General features: G+C 58.1%; 17 protein-coding genes. 14 read left to right on the top strand and 3 right to left on the bottom strand.

What is annotated here, in order from left to right:
- Nucleotides 1–29: 29 nt before the first annotated feature.
- From R2940_02905 to R2940_02895, 3 genes are all read right to left on the bottom strand, one after another.
- Nucleotides 30–422 carry a Dabb family protein gene (locus R2940_02905; protein MEZ4598721.1) on the bottom strand — a complete coding sequence of 131 codons (393 nt, stop codon included), beginning with the start codon at nucleotides 420–422 and terminating at the stop codon, nucleotides 30–32.
- 228 nt (nucleotides 423–650) lie between these two features.
- The gene (locus tag R2940_02900) at nucleotides 651–1,532 is read right to left on the bottom strand and encodes a phosphoribosylaminoimidazolesuccinocarboxamide synthase (protein ID MEZ4598720.1); all 882 of its coding nucleotides are present in this window, start codon (nucleotides 1,530–1,532) and stop codon (nucleotides 651–653) included.
- 4 nt (nucleotides 1,533–1,536) lie between these two features.
- Nucleotides 1,537–3,468, bottom strand: a complete 1,932-nt coding sequence (locus tag R2940_02895) for a SurA N-terminal domain-containing protein (protein MEZ4598719.1) — start codon at nucleotides 3,466–3,468, stop codon at nucleotides 1,537–1,539.
- Between the two features lie 207 nt (nucleotides 3,469–3,675).
- On the opposite strand from R2940_02895, the gene R2940_02890 reads away from it, so the two are divergent.
- The 14 genes from R2940_02890 (at nucleotide 3,676) to mdh (ending at nucleotide 22,336) form a co-directional block, all read left to right on the top strand.
- The gene (locus R2940_02890; GenBank protein MEZ4598718.1) at nucleotides 3,676–4,719 is read left to right on the top strand and encodes a rod shape-determining protein; all 1,044 of its coding nucleotides are present in this window, start codon (nucleotides 3,676–3,678) and stop codon (nucleotides 4,717–4,719) included.
- A gap of 38 nt (nucleotides 4,720–4,757) precedes the next feature.
- Nucleotides 4,758–5,582: a rod shape-determining protein MreC gene (gene mreC / locus R2940_02885; GenBank protein MEZ4598717.1), complete on the top strand. Its 825-nt coding sequence runs from the start codon at nucleotides 4,758–4,760 to the stop codon at nucleotides 5,580–5,582.
- Nucleotides 5,579–6,103 (top strand): rod shape-determining protein MreD, encoded by a 525-nt coding sequence (mreD, locus tag R2940_02880; protein MEZ4598716.1) that lies wholly within the window; start codon nucleotides 5,579–5,581, stop codon nucleotides 6,101–6,103. The genes mreC and mreD overlap by 4 nt, the downstream gene beginning before the upstream one ends.
- Before the next feature lie 4 nt (nucleotides 6,104–6,107).
- Nucleotides 6,108–8,105: a penicillin-binding protein 2 gene (mrdA, locus tag R2940_02875; protein MEZ4598715.1), complete on the top strand. Its 1,998-nt coding sequence runs from the start codon at nucleotides 6,108–6,110 to the stop codon at nucleotides 8,103–8,105.
- 5 nt (nucleotides 8,106–8,110) lie between these two features.
- On the top strand, nucleotides 8,111–9,208 hold the full coding sequence (gene rodA, locus R2940_02870; GenBank protein MEZ4598714.1) for a rod shape-determining protein RodA: 1,098 nt from the start codon (nucleotides 8,111–8,113) through the stop codon (nucleotides 9,206–9,208).
- Between the two features lie 121 nt (nucleotides 9,209–9,329).
- On the top strand, nucleotides 9,330–10,232 hold the full coding sequence (locus tag R2940_02865; GenBank protein ID MEZ4598713.1) for an HDOD domain-containing protein: 903 nt from the start codon (nucleotides 9,330–9,332) through the stop codon (nucleotides 10,230–10,232).
- Nucleotides 10,233–10,424: 192 nt separating this feature from the next.
- Nucleotides 10,425–11,432 carry an AmmeMemoRadiSam system radical SAM enzyme gene (gene amrS, locus R2940_02860; GenBank protein ID MEZ4598712.1) on the top strand — a complete coding sequence of 336 codons (1,008 nt, stop codon included), beginning with the start codon at nucleotides 10,425–10,427 and terminating at the stop codon, nucleotides 11,430–11,432.
- 156 nt (nucleotides 11,433–11,588) lie between these two features.
- The gene (locus tag R2940_02855) at nucleotides 11,589–14,006 is read left to right on the top strand and encodes a DNA internalization-related competence protein ComEC/Rec2 (GenBank protein MEZ4598711.1); all 2,418 of its coding nucleotides are present in this window, start codon (nucleotides 11,589–11,591) and stop codon (nucleotides 14,004–14,006) included.
- A 59-nt stretch (nucleotides 14,007–14,065) separates the two neighbouring features.
- Nucleotides 14,066–15,436: a diguanylate cyclase gene (locus tag R2940_02850; GenBank protein ID MEZ4598710.1), complete on the top strand. Its 1,371-nt coding sequence runs from the start codon at nucleotides 14,066–14,068 to the stop codon at nucleotides 15,434–15,436.
- A gap of 188 nt (nucleotides 15,437–15,624) precedes the next feature.
- On the top strand, nucleotides 15,625–16,899 hold the full coding sequence (gene hisS, locus R2940_02845; protein MEZ4598709.1) for a histidine--tRNA ligase: 1,275 nt from the start codon (nucleotides 15,625–15,627) through the stop codon (nucleotides 16,897–16,899).
- Nucleotides 16,900–17,070: 171 nt separating this feature from the next.
- The gene (gene aspS, locus R2940_02840; protein MEZ4598708.1) at nucleotides 17,071–18,861 is read left to right on the top strand and encodes an aspartate--tRNA ligase; all 1,791 of its coding nucleotides are present in this window, start codon (nucleotides 17,071–17,073) and stop codon (nucleotides 18,859–18,861) included.
- Between the two features lie 228 nt (nucleotides 18,862–19,089).
- A complete protein-coding gene (locus R2940_02835; GenBank protein ID MEZ4598707.1) occupies nucleotides 19,090–19,809 on the top strand; it encodes a LysM peptidoglycan-binding domain-containing protein in 720 nt (239 codons plus the stop codon).
- 133 nt (nucleotides 19,810–19,942) lie between these two features.
- Complete coding sequence (gene icd / locus R2940_02830) at nucleotides 19,943–21,337, top strand: NADP-dependent isocitrate dehydrogenase (protein ID MEZ4598706.1); 1,395 nt, start codon at nucleotides 19,943–19,945, stop codon at nucleotides 21,335–21,337.
- Nucleotides 21,338–21,385: 48 nt separating this feature from the next.
- Nucleotides 21,386–22,336: a malate dehydrogenase gene (gene mdh / locus R2940_02825; protein ID MEZ4598705.1), complete on the top strand. Its 951-nt coding sequence runs from the start codon at nucleotides 21,386–21,388 to the stop codon at nucleotides 22,334–22,336.
- The last annotated feature ends 50 nt before the right edge of the window (nucleotides 22,337–22,386 follow it).

Here is a 22,386-nt window from a genome sequence, read left to right as displayed (position 1 = left end):
TCGGTGCCGCTTCTCAAATGCCCGGTCGTTTACTCGCCTGCCTGCTTCCGACCCCCTCCGCGTTTCCGCAGAGCAGTTTGGCCGCCCCTGGTGTCCCCTTGACTTCTTTGAGGCGTCCCCAGGGGCAGGCACCCTGGGGCTGCTGCGAAATCGACGGCATAGCGAAGTTCGCGCAAAGGGCGTACCCGTTTGATGCTCTCCTGATAAAAAGGATGCGCTTTGTAGGCATCCAATTCCTCATAGCTGTCGAACTCACCGTAAACGATGACATCGATTTCCTGGGACAGTCCGTCCCGCTTTGAGTTGCAGGCCACCTCGAAATGGCAGCTGCCGGGTATCTCCTTGAGAATGCTGAGCCCCTCGAGAATCGTTTCGATATCGGCCGGGTCCTTTGCACTGAAAAGAACGATATGACGAATCACGAATGTAGTCTCCAGGCTTTTGGTCAAATACATGCCGGGCTGCAATACTTGTATCGTGAATATCTGTATATTGAATGTGCCACTTAAAATTCAACTTTCAAGGCGAGGCCTTTTCAGTCCTTCATGGTTCAGCCACCCTTCTCCTGACCCCTCCCGCCCTCTGCATAAAAAAAAGCGCGCCTCCCAGCTTAGGGCGGCGCGCTTTTTATGGACGATGATTCAAAAGCCTTATCCGGTAATCCGCTTCAAGGCTTCCATGTATTTTTCCGAGGTCTTGCGCACGATCTCCTCGGGCAGGGGCGGAGCCGGGGCCTGTTTGTTCCAGTCGAGGGTTTCGAGGTAGTCGCGCAGGAACTGTTTGTCGAAGCTCGGCTGGGAGCCGCCCGGGCGGTAGCCGTCCTGGGGCCAGAAACGGGAGGAGTCCGGGGTCAAAGCCTCATCGATCCAGATCAGCTGATCGTCGTAGAGGCCGAATTCGAACTTGGTGTCGGCGACGATGATCCCCTTGGCCGCCATTTCATCCCTTGCGCGGGTGTAGATGGCCAGGGTCAGGTCCCTTACCTTTTCGGCCAGATCTTTCCCACAGAGCTCGGCCGCCCGCTCGAATGAGATGTTTTCGTCATGGGCGCCCTGCTCGGCCTTGGTGGAGGGGGTGAAGATCGGCTGGGGCAGCGGAGCGCTTTCCTGAAGGCCCGAAGGCAGGGGGATGTCGCAGACACTGCCCTGCCGGAGATATTCCTTCCAGCCGGAACCGGTGATGTAACCTCTAACGATGCATTCGATCGGCAGGGGTCGGGCCTTTTTCACCAGCATGCTGCGCCCCTCCAGTTGCTGACGATATTTGTGAGTGGCCGCGGGGAAATCCCCGACCTCGGTCGCCACCAGGTGGTGGGGTACCAGGTCGGTCATGCGCTCGAACCAGAATTTTGAAATCTGGGTCAAAACATAGCCTTTGTTGGGGATGCCTTCATTCATGATGACGTCAAAGGCCGAAATGCGGTCACTGGTTACGATCAGCAGGTGTTCGCCGAGATCGTAGAGATCGCGGACCTTGCCGCGGTTCACCAGTTTCAGATCGGGGAAATCGGTCTGCAAAACGATAGAAGTCATTTGCTTATTCACTTTCAAGATTGAGATTCAGAGCCGGATCGATACTGATATCGGCTTCCTTGCGCAGGGCAGCCAGACGGTCTTCCAGCAGTTTCTCTTTTTTCCGGGTCAGCAGAACCTTCTCCAGGTCCTGGCGGGCGGCTTCGTCAAGCTTGCTCATGTCGGCCGGACGCTTCTCCTTCAGCTTTACCACAAAAAACTGATCGGAAACGGCATGAATTTTTTCGGGAAGCGGTTTTTGCTCCGTCAGTCCGAATGCCTCGTCTGCCATTTCCGGCGCATTGCCGATCCGGGGAACGAAATCGCCGTAGGAATGGGGAAAAAAACCGGTTTCCTCGACTTTGAGCAGTTTGCCTTCGGTGAGCTGCTGCAGGTCTTTGCCGGCCTTGAGCTCAGCCAGCATTTGTTCGGCGGTATTCCGGGCCAGGGGCAGGCTCTGATCCTGCCGATAGGACTTTTCCACCGCCTGCCGGACGTCCTGCAACTCCGGAACTTTGCTTTCGATCCTCTCCTCGAGGGCCACCAGGTAAATGCCCTGGGGCAGGATCACGGCGTTGGCCAGTTTGCCTTTTTCCAGACGGAAAGCCTCTGCATTGGCTTCGGGAGCGTTGCCAAGTCCCGGGACCGTTGCGCCCCGCTCGAAAGGACCCGTTTTCTCGACTGCCAGATTGTGTTCCTTGGCAACGGCCTCGAGGTCGCCGCTCTCCCGATATTTGCTGTAGGCCTGCATCGCCTTGTCGATCGCCGTTTCGCGGGCTTTTTCCTCGATCAGGCCCTTCCTCACCTCGGGAAGAACCTCGGCCAGCGGTTTGATGCCCGCCTCGATGTGACCCTCCCCTTTAAGAATGTGCAGGCCGAAGGAGGTTTCGACAATACCGCTGATCTCACCTGGCTGCAGGGAAAAAGCGACATCCTCGAAGGCCGGCACCATGGTACCGCGGGTGAAATAGCCGAGACTGCCCCCTTCTATCGCACTGCCGGCATCGTCCGAATGCTTGCGGGCCAACTCGGCGAAGTTCGACCCGTCCTTGGACCGGATGTCGGCCAGGACTTTTTCAGCCAGCTGCCGTTTCTTCTGCAGGAGATCTTCATCGGCATCGGCGCCGACCCGGAACAGGATGTGGCTGACCTTGGCCTGTTCCGGCATGTCGAACTGCGCCTGGTGCCGCCGGTAATAGTCCGCGATTTCCTGATCCGTCACCTCGAGATCGAGAGCGTAGCGCTCAGGGTCGAACTTGACATACCGGAGTGCCACTTTTTCCGGGATTCGGAATTCTTCCTTATGTTCTTGGTAGTATTCTTGCAATGCCTCGTCGGTGACGTTCACCTTGCTTTCGAAAAGGGCAGGGGTCAGGCGGACGAAGGCCAGATTGACCATCTCGTTGCGCTGACGGTATTCCGCGGTGACCTCATCCGCGGTCACCGAAGCTTCCTGTTCGATCCTTTCCCGCATCTTTTCGATCAGCATCTGGCGCCGCTGACTGTTCTCAAAATCCTGCGGGCTGATTCGTTCATACTGCAGCACTGTCTGGTACTGCTCCATATCGAACCGGCCGTCACGCATGAAGGCGGGAATGGCGGCTATGGCCTCGACAACCTGACCTTTCGACACCTCGATATCGAGCCGGTCGGCTTCCTGCAGCAGCAGGGCCTGATTGATCAGACCCTCGAGAACCTGGCGGTCCAGCTGAAGACGCCGCTCCATCTCTGGATCGAAGCCGTCGCGGTAGACGTTCTGGTAGAATCGGCGCAGGTTTTCATAGGCGCTGCGAAATTCGTCAAAAGTGATTTCGTCCCCATTGACTTCCGCCGCCACGTTTCCCGGCTCGTCTTTGGTCAGATACATCGCGCCCGTTCCCACGAAGGTCGCAATGATGATCCAGAACATTATCTTAATCCAAAGGGATTTTTGCTTTTTCCGGACAAAATCCAGCATGCTCCAGGCTCCTTATTTGCAGGTTATTTCTGAGGAAAAACAGAATGGAGAATGTTAGTCAATCAGGCCTTTAATTGCAACTGGTTTTTCCTTTTCATTCTTGATAAAACAGGGCGATTCTGCTAGGGTGAGGCACCTTTTTTCCAGCCGCAATCATACAGCTCGACGCACCGATAGTGCGTCGTCGCAAAAGGAGATATTTCCACCATGCTCAATCTTTTCGATGTCATTTTCGGCATGTTCTCCAACGACCTGGCCATCGACCTTGGCACGGCGAACACTCTGGTCTACCTCCGAGGCAAGGGGATCGTGGTCAGCGAACCCTCCGTGGTCGCCGTCCAGAAAGACAGCATGGGCCAGAAAAAGGTCCTGGCCGTCGGCATGGAGGCAAAAAAAATGCTTGGCCGCACCCCGGGCAGCATCATCGCCATCCGGCCCATGAAGGACGGCGTCATCGCTGATTTCGACATCACCGAGGAGATGCTGCGCTATTTTATTCAGAAGGTGCACAATCGCAAGACGCTGGTGCGTCCCCGCATCGTCATCTGCGTCCCCTCGGGCATCACCCAGGTGGAGAAGCGTGCGGTGAAGGAATCGGCTGAATCGGCCGGAGCCCGGGAAGTCTACCTGATCGAGGAGCCGATGGCGGCAGCCATCGGGGCCGGCCTGCCGATTACCGAAGCCTCCGGCAACATGATCGTCGACATCGGCGGCGGCACCACCGAGGTCGCCGTCATCTCCCTGGCCGGCGTTGTCTATGCCAAAAGCGTGCGGGTCGGCGGCGACAAGCTCGATGAAGCCATTGTCCAGCACCTGAAGCGGAAATACAACCTGCTGATCGGAGAACGGACGGCGGAACAGATCAAGATCGAGATCGGCAGCGCCCACCCGGATTCGGAAGTGCGCAGGATGGAAGTCAAGGGTCGCGACCTGGTGTCCGGCATTCCCAAAACCCTGGAAATCGATTCGACCGAAATCCGCGAAGCCCTTTCCGAGACAGTCAACGCCATCGTCGAAGCGGTTCGCATCGCGCTGGAAAGAACACCCCCCGAACTGGCCGCCGACATTGTCGACAAGGGGATCGTCCTGGCCGGAGGCGGCGCCTATCTGCGCAATCTGGACGTCCTTCTGCGGGAGGAAACCGGTCTGCCGGTTGTCATTGCGGAGGACCCCCTGTCCTGCGTCGTCCTCGGCTCCGGCAAGGTCCTCGATGAACTCGATCTGCTGAAAAGGGTCACGGTCTCCTCCTGAAACCGGTCCCCTGACCGTCGCTGCCGAACTGGTCTTTCATGCCCATACTGGATCTGCTTCGCAAATATCGCACCCATCTTGTGGTTGCCGTCCTGATTCTGGCAGCCCTGGTGCTCTATTCGTCCAATTTGCGCCAACGGAGCCAGACCACTCTTTTCGAGCGCACTTTGTTGCAGTTGACCGCGCCTCTAATGAAGGGTTACGACACTCTAGCCCAGGGCATGGACCGCATCTGGAGCCGATATCTCTGGCTGGTTGAAACGGAACAGGAGAACATCCGGCTCCGGCAGGAAAACATGCAGCTGAAAGGCGCTCTTGCCGGATTGGAGGAGGTTCGCCTGAGCAACGAGAGGCTGCGCAAACTGCTTGACTTTCGGGAGGAGACCGGCCTGGCAGCGGTTCCCGCGCAGATTATAGCGGTCGATGCCAGCAGCTGGTTTCGAACCGTCATCATCAGCAAGGGAACCCAGGACGGTCTGGCTGAAGGTCAGCCGGTGGTCGTTGCCGAAGGGGTCGTTGGCCGCATCATCAAAAGCTCCTCTCAACAGTCCCGGGTGATGCTGATCACCGACGCCTCTTCCGCCGTCGCCTCCCTGGTCCAGCGCAGCCGCACCAGGGCCATCTGTCGGGGCGACGGGACCGGACTTGTGCTGGAATTCGCCCAGCGGCAGGACGATGTCGAAATCGGCGATCAGGTGATTACAAGCGGTACCGGAGGGATTTTTCCCAAGGGCCTGGTGCTCGGCCGGGCGACTGCGGTCAGCCGCGGCAACTATGGGCTTTTTCAGACCGTCGAGGTCACCCCGGCGGTCGACTTTTCCCGCCTTGAGGAGGTACTGGTTCTGACCAGGGAGGAATTATGAAAAGTCTGCCCGGCTACCTGATTCTCGGCCTTGGTCTTCTGTTCCTGCAATCCGCGGTTCTGCCCCACCTGCTCCCATTCCACCTGAAACCCGGGTTTCTGCTGGTTCTGGCCATCTATCTCAGTTTCCACGAAACCCGTATCAGAGCCGGCATCACCTGTTATCTTCTCGGCTTGATGCAGGACACGTTTGCCGGGGAATTTCTGGGCTTGTACGGGTTGGTGTTCCTGATCATCTCCCTTGTGGTCAAAAGCGTCGCCGGACGGCTCAACACCGAGAGTCCTCTGCTGCTCCTTTTCATGGTCGCCTGCGGCACTCTTCTTGAGGGTGTCCTGTTGATCTTCAGTCTCGGGTTTTTTACCGATGCCGGGCAGTCCTGGCGCCTGATCGTCGGCGACCAGCTGTTGCAGGTCTTGCTGAACCTGGTGGCAGCCGGCCTGATTCTCAAATTTTTCTCCATGTTGCCGAGGAGGGGGAAAAATCACCTTTTTTTCCTCCGCCCCTTTCCGCCACTGACATAATCCCATGGCCCTGAATATAGGCAGGTCGGCCGCTACCGACCTGAAAAAACGTTTTGTCGTCTCCTCCCTGCTGGCGCTGGGCATATTCCTTCTTCTGCTGCTGCGACTCTGGTATCTGCAGGTGATCAATCATGAGGAATACCGGGTGCTTTCGGAAAAAAACCGGACGAGATTTATCCCTATCACCGCCCCCAGGGGTCCGATTTATGACCGGAACGGTGTGGTGCTGGTGGACAACCGGCCCGCTTTCGATATTGCCGTGCTGCGTCAGGAAGTCGAGGATCCGGAAAGTCTACTTTCCAGCCTGACCGCATACCTGGATGTGGATCTGGAGAGCCTGCGCAAACGATGGGCTGCCGGAAACCGTTTTCCGGCATACCGACCCGTACCGCTGGCCGACGACGTGAGCCGCGAAACCCTCGAGAAGGTCCTGGAACACAGCTTCGAACTACCCGGCGTTTTAACCGAAATCCGGCCACTGCGATCCTATCCTCACGGCGACCAGGCGGCCCACATTCTGGGATACCTGGGGGAAATCACCGAAGAAGAACTTGATTCAGGGAAATTCCAGGACTACCGGCCGGGACATTTCGTCGGCAAAAGCGGTCTGGAAAAACAGCTGGAGAAATATCTCAAGGGCACGGACGGTGAAAGGCGGGTCGAAGTCGATGTCCAGGGGAAAAAACTGCGCATTCTGAAGACCCTGGAACCTTCGCCCGGCCAGCGGGTTCTGCTGACAATTCGTCAGGACCTGCAGCAGGCGGCGGAAGAAGCCTTCGGCGAAGAGGCAGGGGCAGCTGTGGTTATGGACGTCAGAACCGGGGAGGTGCTGGCCATGGCCAGCCGGCCTTCCTTCGATCCGGCTCTTTTCGCCAGGGGAATTACCGGACAGGAATGGATCGATCTGCTCCAGAATCCGCGCAATCCATTGACCAACAAAGCGATCAAGGGACAGTATCCTCCAGGTTCCGTGTTCAAGATCGTCTCCGCGCTGGCGGCTCTCGAATCAGGCGCCGCCGACCCGTCCACCAAAGTGCTTTGCGGCGGTCAGGTTGCCGTCGGCAACAGAACCTTCCGCTGCTGGAAAAAAGGGGGACACGGTACGGTCGACCTGAAAAAAGCCCTCAAGGAGAGCTGCGATGTCTGGTTCTATCAGGCCGGGCAGAAAGCCGGCATCGAGGCCATTGCCGCAATGTCCAGAAATCTCGGTCTTGGGCACGAACTGAAATTCGATCTGGAGGGGGAACAGGACGGCCTGATACCCGATCGACAATGGAAAAAGCAGCGTTTCGGACAACCCTGGTATAACGGGGAAACGGTCATCGCCGCCATCGGCCAAGGCTATATCCTGGTGACCCCGATGCAGATGGCGGCCATGATGAGCGCCATCGCCAATGGCGGAACGGTCTGGCGCCCCCACCTCGTCAAACGGATCCAGGATGTTCACGGCAATATCCAGTTCGAAACCAAACCGGAAAGACTGCATTCCGTCGAGCTGAATCCCGCTCATCTGAAGGCGGTGCGGGAGGGCCTCGCTGCAGTGGTCAACGAACAGGGGGGGACGGCCTGGCTGGCTCGCCTCCAGGAAATGCCCTATGCCGGAAAAACCGGGACGGCCCAGGTCGTCAAGCAGAAAGAGCGGACCCGAAAGGGAGAGGAGCATCTGATACCCTACCAGTTTCGCGATCATGCCCTCTTTGCCGCCTATGCCCCTCTTGACCGGCCGGAGGTCGCAATAGCGGTGATCGTTGAGCACGGCAGTCACGGCAGCAGCGCCGCCGCTCCCATCGCCCAGGCAATCCTGGCCCGGTATTTCAATCTGGAAATAGAGAAAAAGCCGGTTCCTGCTCCGCCCGTTCCGCAAAAACCTGCTCCCTCCGCCGCGGAATCAGGACCGGAAACGTCCGCCCCTGCCTCCTCCGGCGAACCAGAAGACGTTCTTCCGGCCGAACCTTCGGCCGCCGCGGAAACCCCGACAGCAGATAGCTTGAGTGGAGACTGAAGCAGATGTTCGATCGAAGACTTCTGACCCATTTTGACTGGCCCCTGCTGCTGATGGTCCTGCTGACGGCCCTGGTCGGCATCGCCAACATGTACAGCGCAACCTCTTCCTGGTCCTCCGCGGCCACGCCGGTGTATGTCAAGCAGCTTTACTGGCTGGCGGGCGGCCTGATGCTCGCCGGAATCGTTGCGGCCATCGACTACAGGCATCTGGAGCAGCTGGGCTACGTCTTCTACTTTTTGAACCTGCTGCTGCTGGCGCTGGTCCTGGTGGTCGGCAAAACGTCGATGGGCGCCACCCGCTGGCTCGACTTGGGCTTTTTCAACCTGCAGCCCAGCGAAATCATGAAAATCGTCATCATCCTGACCCTCGCCTGTTATTTCAGCAGACAGGACTACCTGCTCGGTTACCGGATGAAAGACCTGCTTCTGCCGTTTGCTTGCATGAGCATTCCGGCCTTGCTGATCATGAAACAACCCGACCTGGGCACGGCCATGATCGTTCTGTTTATCGGGCTGTGCATGGTTCTGTTCGCCGGCATCCGCCCCGGGACGCTGGCGGCACTGATCATCCTTTCGACGGGAGCGGCCGTCGCCGGGTGGTTCAAGCTCCATGAATACCAGAAAGAGCGCATCATGACCTTTCTCGATCCCGAACGGGATCCGCTCGGATCCGGTTATCACATCATCCAGTCGAAAATCGCAGTCGGCAGCGGCGGCCTGTTCGGAAAAGGCTATATGGAAGGAACTCAGTCGCAGCTCTCCTTTCTGCCGGAAAGGCATACCGATTTCGCCTTCTCCGTTTTCGCCGAGGAATGGGGTCTCACAGGCAGCCTGGTCCTGTTGTCCCTCTACCTGTTTATCGTCATATGGGGGGTCTACGTGGCACGCAATGCGGCCGACCCTTTCGGTATGTTCCTGGCATTCGGCGTTTCAACCATGCTGTTCTGGCATATTGTCATCAATCTCGGCATGGTGATCGGCCTGCTGCCCGTGGTGGGAGTGCCTCTGCCGCTTTTTTCCTATGGCGGAACCAGCATGATCACCACCATGATAGGCGTGGGACTGATTCTCAACGTCAGTATGCGGCGGTTCACTTTCTAAGGTATTCTGCCCCATTGGACAATCCATTAATTGCGATTGACTCTTCTATTAGCGTTTTGTTACCTTGGCGGCAGACGCTGCCCAGGCCCGAAGAGTCATCGGTTTCAAGGAGACAAGCGTTATGCAACAGAACGGACCGGCTTCTTTTTCCTTTGCGGAATGGGCCAAGAACGATGCTGAACTGACGGCTGCCGTGCAGGCGGTGCAGGACCTGCCGGCCATGTCCAACATCGTCAACGATTTTTTGATCGCCGTCCAGGATCCGGATTGGTCGGTTCGCAGCATCGCCTCGGTGGTTGCCCGGGATCCGGCCATCACCGCCTGCGTCCTGAAAGTCGCCAACAGCTCCTACTACAGCTTTCAACGGCAGGTGTCCAGCCTGGAGGGAGCGATTTCGATGCTTGGCCTCAAAACCATCAAAAGTCTGGTCCTCGCCGCAAGCGTCAAGAGCATGAACAAGCGGTTCGGGCTCATGGAAAAACTGCTGCTGGATGATTCCATCGGCTGCGGCCTTGCGGCCCGCAGCATCGCCAAAAAAACCGCGAAGGCCGATCCGGAGGAAGCCTTCCTCGCCGGCCTGCTGCGACATATCGGCAAAATCGCCATGAACAATATCGAGCGGGAAAAATTTGCCCTTGTCATTCAGGCTTCCTACAACGAGGAGGATTTACCGGCGAATCTGGAGCGTAAATTCTTCACCTACACGCACCCGGCCATCGGGGCGGCCTTGCTGGAAAAGTGGAACTTTTCCCCCCGCCTGGTGGCCGCCACGCTTTTCCACGAAGAGGAGGTTCAGGTCAGCGGCGTCGACGCCGATACCTGGCAGTTGGTCGATGTCATCTGCGTGGCCGACAGTGTCTGCCGGAAACTTGGCATCGGCAGGCGTCAGGCCGAAGAAGAACTGGAGATCGCGCACGACGCCAAGGCTTTGCAACTGGGACTGGATGAGGATGCAATCGGGGAAGTGCTCGAGGAGGTCTCCCGCGGTTTCGAGGAGACAAGGGAATCCTTCTCAGGAGGGTGAAGAAAGCCGCATCCCTTTGTCAAATTGATGCAAGGACCTGCTTCTTCAGGGTCGTCATCGGTATCGGAGGCGGTATCGAAAACGCTTCGTTCAATATAATGGCACAGGCTTTCCGTCCTGATAGACTGGAATAACAAAATTGTTTTTTCAGGAATAATCCAGCCGTTCATGCCATCCCGACAGGAGGTTCTGATGCATGAAGCTCTTTTCTGGGAAAAGGAAAAAGACAACCGCGTTCGCTGTTCTCTGTGCCGGTTTCGCTGTCTCATATCCGACGGGCGCCGGGGCAGATGCGGGGTTCGGGAGAATCAGAGAGGCACCCTCTATACCCTGGTCTACGGCAAAAGCATCGCCGAAAACATCGATCCCATCGAAAAGAAGCCTCTTTTTCATTACCATCCCGGTTCCCTGAGCTATTCCATAGCCACCGTAGGCTGCAATTTCCGCTGTCTGCATTGCCAGAATTACACCATATCCCAATGGCCCCAGGACCAGCCGGTGACCGGTCTGGACCTCCCTCCTGCTGAAATCGTGCGGCGGGCCGCACACAGCGGCTGCCGCAGCATCGCCTATACCTATACCGAACCGACCATCTACTTCGAGTATGCCTACGATACCGCAGTCCTGGCTCGTGAACGGGGTTTGGGCAACATCTTCGTCACCAACGGCTACATCACTCCAGAGGCTCTGGAAAAGATCGCCCCCTATCTGGATGCGGCCAATGTCGATCTCAAGGGTTACTCGGAGCAGTTCTACCGCGAGGTCACAGGAGCCGAACTGCAGGGAGTCCTGGAAACACTTCTGCATTATCGTAAGCTGGGCATATGGCTTGAAGTCACCACCCTGATCATTCCCGGCCGCAATGACGACACCGATCAACTGCGGGATATCGCCCGTTTCATCGCCGGTCAACTCGGAACCGACACCCCCTGGCACATTACCGCATTCCATCCCGCATACCGGATGAGCGGTCTGCCGCGAACCCCTCCGGAAACCTTGTACAAGGCGCGGGACATCGGTTTACAGGCCGGTTTGAAGTACGTCTATGAAGGCAACCTGATAAATGCCAGAGAGGATACCCTGTGCCCGGGGTGCGGCAAGGCCGTCATCGAAAGGGATGGGTTTCGGTTAAAAGGGAAGCACCTTGAAAAGGGCTTCTGTGAGTTCTGCCGGACTGAAATACCGGGCATCGGCCTGTAACGCCTCTGCCAGGGGAACAGTTCCCCTCACCAGAATTCCCATCCGGGCAACAGGTGGCCGAAAACGGCAAAAAGCAGACCCACCAACATAAGCATTTCGAACATGGGGCACCTCCCTTTCCTTGATCGTGATTCTGAACCGGTCCTGCGACAGAATATGTCTCACGACCGAGGTGCGCCATCGCCGGTATTTTTTCTATTCGCCCATGGCGGTCTCCCCGTACTTTTCTGCTGTTTTACCCTTGGCCTGCTGCTTGCCCCCTTTTTTTCTCCCTGGCCGCTCCTGCCCCCATTGCTCCTTTTTCTGGGCCTGTTCTGGCTGACAATCCTGTCCCGCACCGCTTCGGGCTTCTGGTTTCTGCCTCTGCTTTTTCTGCTGTTCGGCACCGCCCTCTATCACCTGCATCTGCAGCCGCCCCGATCCCCTCGCCATATCAGTGTTTTTGCCGATTCGGGGATCATCACCCTCCAGGGAACCGTTTTCAATACCCAACCGAGGGAAGGACAGGGCTGTTTTCTGGATGTGGATGTTAAGACAGTTTTCCGAAATGGCAGCGCAGGTCCCAGCGAAGGGCGGATGCGTCTTTTCATCGAAGAGGCGCTTTTGCCTCCTGCACCAGGGGATCGCATCCGGTTTTCGGCAAAACTGAAACGCCCCCGCCCCTTCGGCACCCCCGGAGAATTCAATTATCCCCGCTATCTGGCTGCTCGGGGAATTTTTATCACCGCATTTCTGGAAAACACCAAAGATCTCGTTCGATTCAGCTCGGAGAAAGGCCCTGGCCTGCGGTCGCGAATAGCCCGGTTTCGTCAGGAAACAGGCCGCCGCATCGACCGGACGGTCAATCCTGAAACCGCGCCGCTGGTGAGGGCCCTGGTGATCGGCGATGGAGGGAGCATTTCAGGGGAACAAAGGGAACTGCTGGCCCGGGCCGGCATCTCACACCTTTTTGCCATCAGTGGACTGCACCTTGGTCTGGTGGCCCTGCTGCTTTTCAGTCTGTTCCGATTTCTTTACGGATTCAGTGAAAAACTGCTGCTGTTTCAACCCCCGGGACGATTTCTTCCCCTGGCGCTGCTGCCCCTGCTCTGGCTCTATCTGCAGCTGGCGGGAAACCCGCTTTCGGCCAGAAGGGCCTTTTTGATGGCGGCCCTTGCCGCCCTGCTGCTGACCCTGGCCCGCCGGACTCCCCCGTTGCGCATTCTGCTGGCAGTGGCTTTCGCCATGCTGTGCTGGTCTCCTCTCTCCCTCTTCGAAGCCTCGTTCCAATTGTCCTTTGCCGGGCTGGGCGGAATCCTGATCTTCCTTCCCCGCTGGCAAAAGTACCTGCAGCAACTGCCCCGCTTGCTGCTGTGGCCGGCAGGCACAGCCGCCGCCACCCTGGCTGCCACCATCACCACCCTGCCACTGGTCCTGCTGCATTTCCATCTCCTCGCCCCGGCGGGGCTTTTGACAAACCTCGTCTGCGTTCCCCTGATCGGTTTCGGAGCGGTGCCCGCGGGTCTTGCTGGGCTGGCCGTCGGCCCCCTGCTTCCGGAAGCCGGAGCTGTCCTGTTCAAGGTCTGCGAGTGGATGACCGCCCTCGCCTGGAACCTCTGCCGGCACTCCATCGACGTCCCCATCCTGTCAGGACAAGTGGTTTATCCCGCGCCGTGGATGCTGGGCATCCTGTCCTGCATCGTCATAGCCCTGATACTGCCCTTCGAACCCCGCTTTCGCCCGGCCCGGGTGCTGCTCCTGGGGACCATGGCCGTTCTTTTCGTGATCCCCTTCTCTGCCGGGGGCGAAATGACCCTAACCGCCTTGAGTGTCGGACAGGGCGACTCTCTGCTGCTGACCAGGCCGGATGGCAGCCACTACCTGATCGATGGAGGAGGATTTTCCCGGGGGACCTTCGACACCGGTGCCAGACTGGTCGGTCCGGCCCTCGGCCGGCTCGGAATCCGTTCACTGGACGCCGTCATCCTGACCCACGATCATCCCGATCACCGGCGAGGTCTCGTGCATATCCTCGAACACTTCCCGGTCAAATCCTTCTGGTGTGCCGAACAACCCGAAAGACTCGATCCCGAATTGCTGACCCCCTTGCAGGAACGAAACATTCCGGTGAAAACCTTCCCGCCCGGCTGGACCTTCCCGGAGGAGACAAAGGAGACTGCGACCCTGGGGGTATTCGTCCCTGATCAACCTCCGGACCGGCTCAACGACCGCTCCCTGGTCCTGTATGCCCGGCACGGAGAGGACGGGGTTCTGCTGACCGGAGATCTGGAAAAAGCGGGTGTGGAGGAGCTGCTGCGGAAAACACCGGATCTGCCCATCAGCCTGCTGAAACTGCCCCACCACGGCAGCCGGCATTCACTCCCCTGGCTGTTGACGGAACGATTCGAACCTCGGCTGGTCTTCGCTTCTCAGGGTTACGGCAATCCCTACGGTCTGCCTCACCCGGAAGTCGTTGCCGCTCTCCAGCGGCAAAACCTGACTCTCCTGCGCACCGATTGCGACGGAACGCTGCGGTTTCACAGCCGGGGATCGGGCTGGCGTTGCAAAAGATGGTGCAACGGCCTTTTCCATTGACTTAAACCCCCTGTTTTGCTAGCTTTCCTCATGATTTTCCTGTTATGGAGATAGGGCGGATGACGAAAGCCAATATATTGGTCGTGGACGACGAACTGTTTTTCCGTCGGCTCTATACCAAGCTTCTGCAACAGGATGGACTGAATATCGAATCCGCTTCGTCCGGAGCAGAAGCCATGAAACGGATTCGCCAGGGAGATATCGACCTTGTCGTAACCGACCTTGTCATGCCCGATATGGACGGCATGGAAGTCCTGCGCCAAACCAGAGCTCTCAGCAATCCCCCCGATGTCATCATGGCGACCGGAAACGCCACCATCGAGACCGCCATTCAGGCTTTGAAAAACGGCGCCCGGGATTACCTGATCAAACCTTTCAATCCAGAAAAACTGCGCCACCTCGTGCGCACCTGCCTGGAACAGCGCCATCTGCTGAACGAGAATCAGCTGCTGAAACGACAGATCAACCTGTTTCAACAGGGCCAGAACCTGGCCACCCTGCTGAATATCCAGGAACTGTTCGAAGCCACCCTGCAGGCGATCTTCAGGGAAATCGACACCAACCGGGGATTGGCCTTCCTGGTCCATGAGGATGCGACGGCCCAGATGCTGGCCTTTGAAGAAGTGGACGAAAGCCTGGCCTACAGATTAGCCGGGGAACTGATTCCGGTCATGCAGTACATCAAGGAACTGAAAGTCCTCGTCGATTCGGAGCTGCCCAAAGGTGTCGTCCTGCCACCCCATACCCACTCCCTCTGCCTTCTGCCCCTGAAGCATGAACAGACGACCGTGGGTCTGCTGGTTCTTTTCAACCGGCCGGGCAGTTCCTTCTCCCAGCCCCTGCCTCTGGACAATCTGCAATTTCTTCTGGAACAGGCGAGCCTGGGGCTCGGCAACGCCTTTCATTACAAGGATGTCCGCAAGCTGATCTATATCGATGATCTGACCGGTCTTCACAACTTTCGCTACCTGGATTTGATCCTCGACCAGGAAATTCTCCGTGCGGAGCGTTACAAACTTGAGTTTTCCGTGGTTTTCATCGATCTGGATCATTTCAAGGAAATCAACGACACCCGTGGCCACCTGGCAGGCAGCGAGGCATTGAAAGAAACGGCCGCCGTGCTCAAAAAGAGCGTCCGCGAGGCCGACATCCTGTTTCGCTACGGCGGGGACGAATTTACAGGTTTCCTGGCGGAAACCGGTGCCGAAGGCGCCGCCATCGTCGCCGAAAGGATTCGCCGCAGTATCGAACAGCACATCTTCTTCGCCGAAAGCGGCAACCCGACCCACCTGACGGCAACCATCGGCTATGCGACCTTTCCCGGTGATGCCAAGAGCAAGCAGGAAATCATCGATCTGGCCGACCAGGCCATGTACTACGGCAAAAAACTGCGCAATGTCGTCCGGGGGGCCAGGGAACTCGAGGATTGACGATACCGACCCTTTTACCCACCAGGTCTTGAATCTTCCCGCAGTTCACGCAGTGTCGTCAGACTGTTGCCAAACCTGAAGGATTCAGGTATACATGCGGCTGGCCGGTTCTCTATGGCTCCAATGTCCTGTCATTCAAGCAACCGGATCTGATCGCACATTTAATCAAAAAACACGAGGTAGTTTTTGTGAGCATCACAGGCATCAAGGGAATGAACGATATCCTGCCCGGTCAGATTGCGACCTGGCAGTTTCTGGAACGGGAAGCACACCGTATTTTTCAGGCTTACGGTTTCAGTGAAATCAGGGTTCCGGTGGTGGAAAAAACCGAATTGTTCTGCCGTTCCATCGGCGAAACCACCGACATCGTAGAAAAGGAGATGTATACCTTCACCGACAAGGGTGGCAATTCTTTGACGCTGCGCCCCGAGGGCACCGCGCCGGTCATGCGTTCCTTCATCGAGCACAAGCTTCATGCGCTGGATCCGGTGACGAAACTCTATTATCTCGGACCGATGTTCCGCTATGAACGGCCGCAGAAGGGCCGCTATCGCCAGTTCCACCAGATCGGCGTCGAGGCCCTTGGGGTCGACGATCCCAAGATCGACGCACAGATCCTGGCCATGCTCTCCCACTATTTCGAAGCGGTCGCCATCGACAACGTCGAACTGCATATCAACTCCCTCGGCTGCCGGGAATGCCGCCCCGACTATCGGCGCGAGCTGGTGAGTTACCTGGAGGCCCGCTTCGAGATCCTGTGCGTCGACTGCCGTCGCCGCTATCAGGCCAATCCCCTGCGGGTGCTGGACTGCAAGGTGCCGACCTGCAGGGAGGCGACGGCCCAGGCGCCGTCGGTCCTGGATCATCTGTGCAGCGGGTGCGGCGACCATTTCAGCCAGGTCAAAAAGTACCTGGAGGATCTGGGGATCCCCTTTGCCGTCGATCATCGCATGGTGCGGGGTCTCGATTACTACACCAAGACCACTTTCGAAATGGTCACCGGCAGCCTCGGCGCCCAGAATGCCGTTGCCGCCGGAGGCCGCTACGACGGGCTGGTAGCCGACCTCGGCGGGCCGGCGGTACCGGGCATCGGCTTCGCCATGGGGGTCGAGAGACTGGTTCTGATGAAGGGCGAAACCGCGATGGCAGGTCCGAGACCGCAGATTTTCCTGGCGGCCATGGGCGAGGTGGCGGTCCATCGCGGCTTTCTCCTCATGTCCTCCCTGCAGCGAAACGGCATTCACGCGGAGATGGAATATACCGCCAAAAGCCTCAAGGCCCAGATGCGCCGCGCCGGGAAATTGAACGCCCGATTTGTTCTGATTCTTGGAGAGGAGGAGTTGGCCAAAGGGATTGCTCCTCTTCGCGACATGGATGCCGGCACACAACTGGATGTTCCCCTCGAAGGGCTTTCCGAGCGACTGGTCGAAATCCTGTCTCCGGCGGACGGGATATCTCCTTGACCATTTTCTGAAACCCCCGGTATAATTCCCATTTTGCAACCATTCGGGCAACAGGCGAGAGGAGTGCGACAGCACTCCCCTGCCCTGGCCCCATCAATCACCATTGCCGGCCTGCCGCTGCCATGCGAACTTGCCGTGGCTTCCCGCGGGCCATGAAATAAGGAGATACCCTTGAACGACACCCTCGGAGATTGGAAAAGAACTCATTTCTGCGGCAACATATCCTCCGCCGACATCGGTAGCGAAGTCTGCCTGATGGGATGGGTGCAGCGGCGCCGGGACCATGGCGGATTGATTTTCATCGATCTCCGCGACCGGGAGGGGATCGCCCAGCTGGCGCTGGATCCCGATCGGGATCCGCAGGCTCATGGCAAGGCGGAAAGCGTTCGCAACGAATATGTCCTCGCCGTCAAGGGGATTGTCTCCCATCGCCCGGAGGGAACGGTCAACCCGAAGATGAAGACCGGCGAGGTCGAGGTCGAAGTCAGTGAACTGCGCATCCTCAACGTCGCCCAGACCCCGCCCTTCATGATCGATGAATACACCGAGGTGGCCGAAAATATCCGCCTCAAATACCGCTACCTCGACCTGCGGCGCACCACCCTGCAGCAGAACCTGATCCTGCGGCACGGGATCGCCCGCACAGTTCGCAAATACCTGGATGAAAAAGGCTTTCTCGAAATCGAGACGCCGGTGCTGACCAAGAGCACCCCCGAGGGTGCCCGGGACTACCTGGTGCCGAGCCGGGTCAATCCGGGAACCTTCTTCGCCCTGCCCCAGTCCCCTCAGCTGTTCAAACAGCTGCTGATGGTTTCGGGATTCGATCGTTACTATCAGATCGTCAAATGTTTCCGGGATGAAGACCTGCGCGCCGACCGGCAGCCGGAGTTCACCCAAATCGACTGCGAATTGAGCTTCATCGATCGGGACCAGGTGATCGGCATCATGGAGGGCATGATCGCCGAGGTTTTCAAACAGACCCGCGGCATCGAGGTCAGTCTGCCCATGCCCCGCCTGACCTACAAGGAAGCCATGGCCCGGTTCGGCGTCGACAACCCCGACCTGCGCTTCGGCCTGGAACTGGTGGAGCTCTCCAATCAGGTCAAGGATTCGGGCTTCAAGGTTTTTGCCGACGTGGTCAAACAGGGCGGGATCGTCAAGGCGATCAACGCCAAGGGTTGCGCTTCTTTGTCCCGCAAGGAGATCGACGATCTGACCGAGTTCGTGAAGATCTACGGAGCCAAGGGTCTCGCCTACGTCAAGATGCAGGAAGACGGCAGCTGGCAGTCTCCCATCGCCAAGTTTTTCACCGGGTCGGAAATCGGCCAGATCGATCAGGCCCTGGGGGCTGAGGCGGGCGACCTGCTGCTGTTCGTCGCCGATACCTATCGGACGACCAACGAGGCCCTGGGCAGACTGCGCGGTCATCTGGGCCACAAGCTCGGTCTCGCCAGCCAGGATCAATACAGATTCGTCTGGATCACCGACTTCCCCCTGCTGGAGTGGGATGGGGAAACCCGCCGCCACGTGGCGGTCCATCACCCCTTTACCGCCCCCATGGAAGAGGATGTCGCCCTTCTCGACGGCGATCCGGGCAGCGTGCGGGCCCAGGCCTACGATCTGGTTCTCAACGGTTCGGAGATCGGCGGGGGCAGCATCCGCATTCACGATCAGGCCCTGCAGCAGAAGATGTTCGCACTGATGGGGATCGCCGAGGAGGAAGCCCGCGAGAAGTTCGGTTTTCTCCTCAGTGCGCTGGAATTCGGCGCCCCGCCCCATGGGGGGATCGCCTTCGGTCTCGATCGACTGGCCATGATCCTGACCGCCTCCGATTCCATTCGCGACGTCATCGCTTTTCCCAAAACCCAGAAGGCGACCTGCCTCATGTCCTCGGCCCCCGGTCCCGTCGACGACAAGCAGTTGCAGGAACTTTCCATCCGGCGAGCCGCGCGCACACAATGACAGGCTGCTGAAAGACATCCTGCGATGTCCAGGGATGGACCCGCGGAATCGATGGTTTTTACCGTCATCAATGATGCACAATCGATGTCCGGTTGCAGTATCAAGTTTATGGAAAAGCTTTTTTAACAACCTGACAGTGCTGCAGATGCTTCCCCCGGCACAACTCCCTTCGCCCGCCTCCCGGGCGGACGGCTATCAGGAGATTGCCTGGCGGGAGGGGGTTGAATTATGGCGAAGGGAATTTGGTCGGTTCTGGTTCTGGCAGTCCTCCTGGGCGGGTGTGCATCCCCACCGCGGGAAGCGCTGCAGGCTGCCCGCACCGCTCTGGCCAGAGCCCATGCAGCCGAAGCGGCCAAACTGGCGCCGGAGGAATACCAGTCGGCCCTTGAAGCCCTGCGGGACGGTGAAAACCTGATCCGCCGCAAAAAGTACCGGCTGGCCGAGGAAATCCTCCCCTTCGCCGAATCCCATGCCCAGCGCGCCCTGCTGAAAGCCCGGGAAGAGCAGGTCAATCGCGAACTGCAAAAAGTCCGGGAACAGGAACTGCTCGCAAAACAGGCGGCCGAAAAGAAGGCTCAGCCGAAAATACCGAAACCCGTGCCTCCGAAACCCCCGAGCGAGCCGACCCGTCAGGCCATCACCGAGGCGAGGGAACTGCGGCCGAAGCCCAAGCCGGCGATTCTTCCACAGATCTATCTGGTCAGGGGAGGCGAAACCCTCTGGACTATTGCCGCCCGCCGGGACATCTACTCCGATTCCATGCTGTGGCCGATCCTCTACCAGTCGAACCGCGACCAGATCAAGGATCCCCGCCAGATTTATCCTGGCCAGAAACTTACCATTCCCCGGAATCTGAGTGACGCGGAAATTCTCGAAGCCAGGGACAAGGCTCGTCGTTCGAAAATCTTTCCCATTGATGTTCTCCGTTCGGAAACAGGTCCGGAATGAAAGGACCCTGTCTCCGCGCTTGACAGCCGCCGCCCCTTTTGTAAACTGACAGGTCTTCCATAAAGGATGCGAAAAGCAGGAACAGATCTGCCCAGACGATAAAACACCGGATTTTCCCAGCAAGGAGCATTTCATGGCGAACCAGTCAATCCCCCCGGCAGGTGAGAAAATCGTTCTCAAAGAAGGCTCCCTGCAGGTTCCTTCCCGCCCCATCATCCCTTTTATCGAAGGTGACGGCACCGGTCCGGATATCTGGAAGGCAGCGGTGCGTGTTTTTGACGCTGCCGTGGCGAAGGCTTACGGGGACCAGCGAAAAATAACCTGGATGGAGGTTTTTGCAGGGGAAAAATCCTTCAATATGGGGCTTGGCTGGCTCCCAGAGGAAACCATCACCGCCTTCAAGGACTACCTCGTTGGCATCAAGGGCCCCCTGACCACTCCGGTCGGGGGCGGCATCCGCTCCCTGAATGTCGCCCTGCGCCAGATCCTCGACCTTTATGTCTGTCTGCGCCCGGTCCGTTATGTCAGAGGCGTCCCCTCGCCGGTCAAGAGGCCGGAAGACGTGGACATGGTCATTTTCAGGGAAAATACCGAGGACATCTATGCCGGGATCGAGTGGCAGGCCGGCAGCACCGAAGCGGATCGGGTGATCGATTTTCTGCAGCAGGACATGGGGATCAAAAAGATCCGGTTCAGCCATCAGTGCGGCATCGGCATCAAACCGGTTTCCAGGGAAGGATCTATTCGCCTGATTCGGGCCGCCATCCGCTATGCCCTAGAAAACAGAAGAAAATCGGTTACCCTCGTGCATAAGGGCAACATCATGAAATTCACCGAGGGGGCTTTCAAATCCTGGGGCTACGAATTGGCCGCAAGCGAATTCCGGGATGAGTGCATAACCGCCAGGGAAAGCTGGATCATCGACAACAAGGACCGGGACCCTTCCCTCAGCCACGAGGAGATCGCCCGGCGAATCGATCCAGGTTATGACATGATGACCCCCGACCAGCAGGCTGAAATCCGCCGCGAGGTGGAGACGACCCTTAATCTGATGCCCAGCCACGGCAGCGGTCAATGGCGCAGCAAACTCCTGATCAAGGACGCCATCGCCGATATCGCTTTGCAGCAGGTGCTGACCCGGGCCGGAGAATTCGACGTCATCGCGACCCTGAATCTCAATGGCGATTATCTGTCCGATGCCCTGGCGGCCCAGGTCGGCGGCATCGGCATCGCCCCCGGGGCCAACATCAACTACGATACCGGGCATGCCATTTTCGAGGCGACCCACGGTACCGCTCCGAAATACGCCAATCAGGACAAGGTGAATCCCGGCTCGGTCATCCTGTCGGGCGTCCTAATGCTGGAATATCTGGGTTGGCAGGAGGCGGCCGATCGGATCATTCGGTCTCTCGAAAAAACCATCAGCCAGAAAAAGGTCACCTACGATTTCGAGCGCCTCATGGAAGGAGCCACTCTGTTGAAATGTTCTGAATTCGCTTCCGCCATCATCGAAAACATGACGGACTGACCTGGGGAATCTTCCCCCAGACCGGGAATTTAATCAGGAGGAAAAGCCATGGCAAAACCCAGGATTGCTCTCATCGGCGGCGGCCAGATCGGTGCCACCATTGCCCAGCTGGCAGCCCGACGGGAACTCGGGCATGTCATCCTCTATGACATTGTCGATGGCATGCCGCAGGGCAAGACCCTCGATATTGCCGAGGCGGCTCCCATCGACGATTTCGATGTCCGTATCGAAGGCACCAACGATATCTCCGGGATCGTCGGAGCCGATATCGCCGTCGTTACGGCGGGGATCGCCCGAAAACCGGGGATGACCCGCGAAGACCTGATCGATGTCAATACCAGAATCATGACGGCCGTGGCCGAGGGGCTGAAAAAATATGCGCCGAACGCCATAGTGATCGTCATTTCCAATCCTCTTGACGCCATGGTGACCCTTTGTCAGAGGATAACCGGTTTTCCTCCGAACCGGGTGATGGGCATGGCCGGAGTGCTCGATTCGGCCCGTTTCGCCAGCTTCATCGCCTGGGAACTCGGGGTGTCCGTCAGGGATATCAATGCCATGGTGCTTGGCGGTCACGGAGACGCCATGGTCCCTATCGTCCGTTTCGCCAACGTCAACGGCATACCGGCCATGGAACTGCTGGAGCGCAAGTACGGCGACAAGGACAAGGCACGGGAGGTTATGGCCGCCATGGTGGAACGGACCCAGAATGCCGGGGGCGAAGTCGTGGACCTGCTGAAAACCGGAAGCGCCTTCTACTCACCCGCGGCCTGCGCCATTTCCATGGTAGAGGCGGTTCTCCACGATCAGAAGCGTCTTCTGCCGGCCTGCGCCCTGCTCAACGGGGAGTTTGGCGTGACCGGTTATTACGTGGGCGTACCCTGCATTCTGGGTGCGGAAGGGATCGAAAAGGTCGTCGAGTTCGAACTCAATGCCGAGGAGCAGATGATGTTCAAACACTCGGTCGAGGAGGTGAAAAAACTCGTTTCCATCCTGTAAATTGCGAGCTTCCAAAGATTTCAGCAGAGGCCCGTTCCGGAACAGATCCG

This window comes from Syntrophotaleaceae bacterium (assembly GCA_041390365.1).
In the GTDB taxonomy this organism is placed as follows: domain Bacteria; phylum Desulfobacterota; class Desulfuromonadia; order Desulfuromonadales; family Syntrophotaleaceae; genus JAWKQB01.
This window is presented reverse-complemented; position numbering and strand designations above follow the sequence as displayed.

Excerpts from the sequence above, each read along its gene's own strand:
- R2940_02900 (MEZ4598720.1), bottom strand. The coding sequence starts at position 1,532 with ATGACTTCTATCGTTTTGCAGACCGATTTCCCCGATCTGAAACTGGTG.
- R2940_02895 (MEZ4598719.1), bottom strand. The coding sequence starts at position 3,468 with ATGCTGGATTTTGTCCGGAAAAAGCAAAAATCCCTTTGGATTAAGATA.
- R2940_02890 (MEZ4598718.1), top strand. The coding sequence starts at position 3,676 with ATGCTCAATCTTTTCGATGTCATTTTCGGCATGTTCTCCAACGACCTG.
- mreC (MEZ4598717.1), top strand. The coding sequence starts at position 4,758 with ATGCCCATACTGGATCTGCTTCGCAAATATCGCACCCATCTTGTGGTT.
- mreD (MEZ4598716.1), top strand. The coding sequence starts at position 5,579 with ATGAAAAGTCTGCCCGGCTACCTGATTCTCGGCCTTGGTCTTCTGTTC.
- mrdA (MEZ4598715.1), top strand. The coding sequence starts at position 6,108 with ATGGCCCTGAATATAGGCAGGTCGGCCGCTACCGACCTGAAAAAACGT.
- rodA (MEZ4598714.1), top strand. The coding sequence starts at position 8,111 with ATGTTCGATCGAAGACTTCTGACCCATTTTGACTGGCCCCTGCTGCTG.
- R2940_02865 (MEZ4598713.1), top strand. The coding sequence starts at position 9,330 with ATGCAACAGAACGGACCGGCTTCTTTTTCCTTTGCGGAATGGGCCAAG.
- amrS (MEZ4598712.1), top strand. The coding sequence starts at position 10,425 with ATGCATGAAGCTCTTTTCTGGGAAAAGGAAAAAGACAACCGCGTTCGC.
- R2940_02855 (MEZ4598711.1), top strand. The coding sequence starts at position 11,589 with ATGTCTCACGACCGAGGTGCGCCATCGCCGGTATTTTTTCTATTCGCC.
- R2940_02850 (MEZ4598710.1), top strand. The coding sequence starts at position 14,066 with ATGACGAAAGCCAATATATTGGTCGTGGACGACGAACTGTTTTTCCGT.
- R2940_02835 (MEZ4598707.1), top strand. The coding sequence starts at position 19,090 with ATGGCGAAGGGAATTTGGTCGGTTCTGGTTCTGGCAGTCCTCCTGGGC.
- icd (MEZ4598706.1), top strand. The coding sequence starts at position 19,943 with ATGGCGAACCAGTCAATCCCCCCGGCAGGTGAGAAAATCGTTCTCAAA.
- mdh (MEZ4598705.1), top strand. The coding sequence starts at position 21,386 with ATGGCAAAACCCAGGATTGCTCTCATCGGCGGCGGCCAGATCGGTGCC.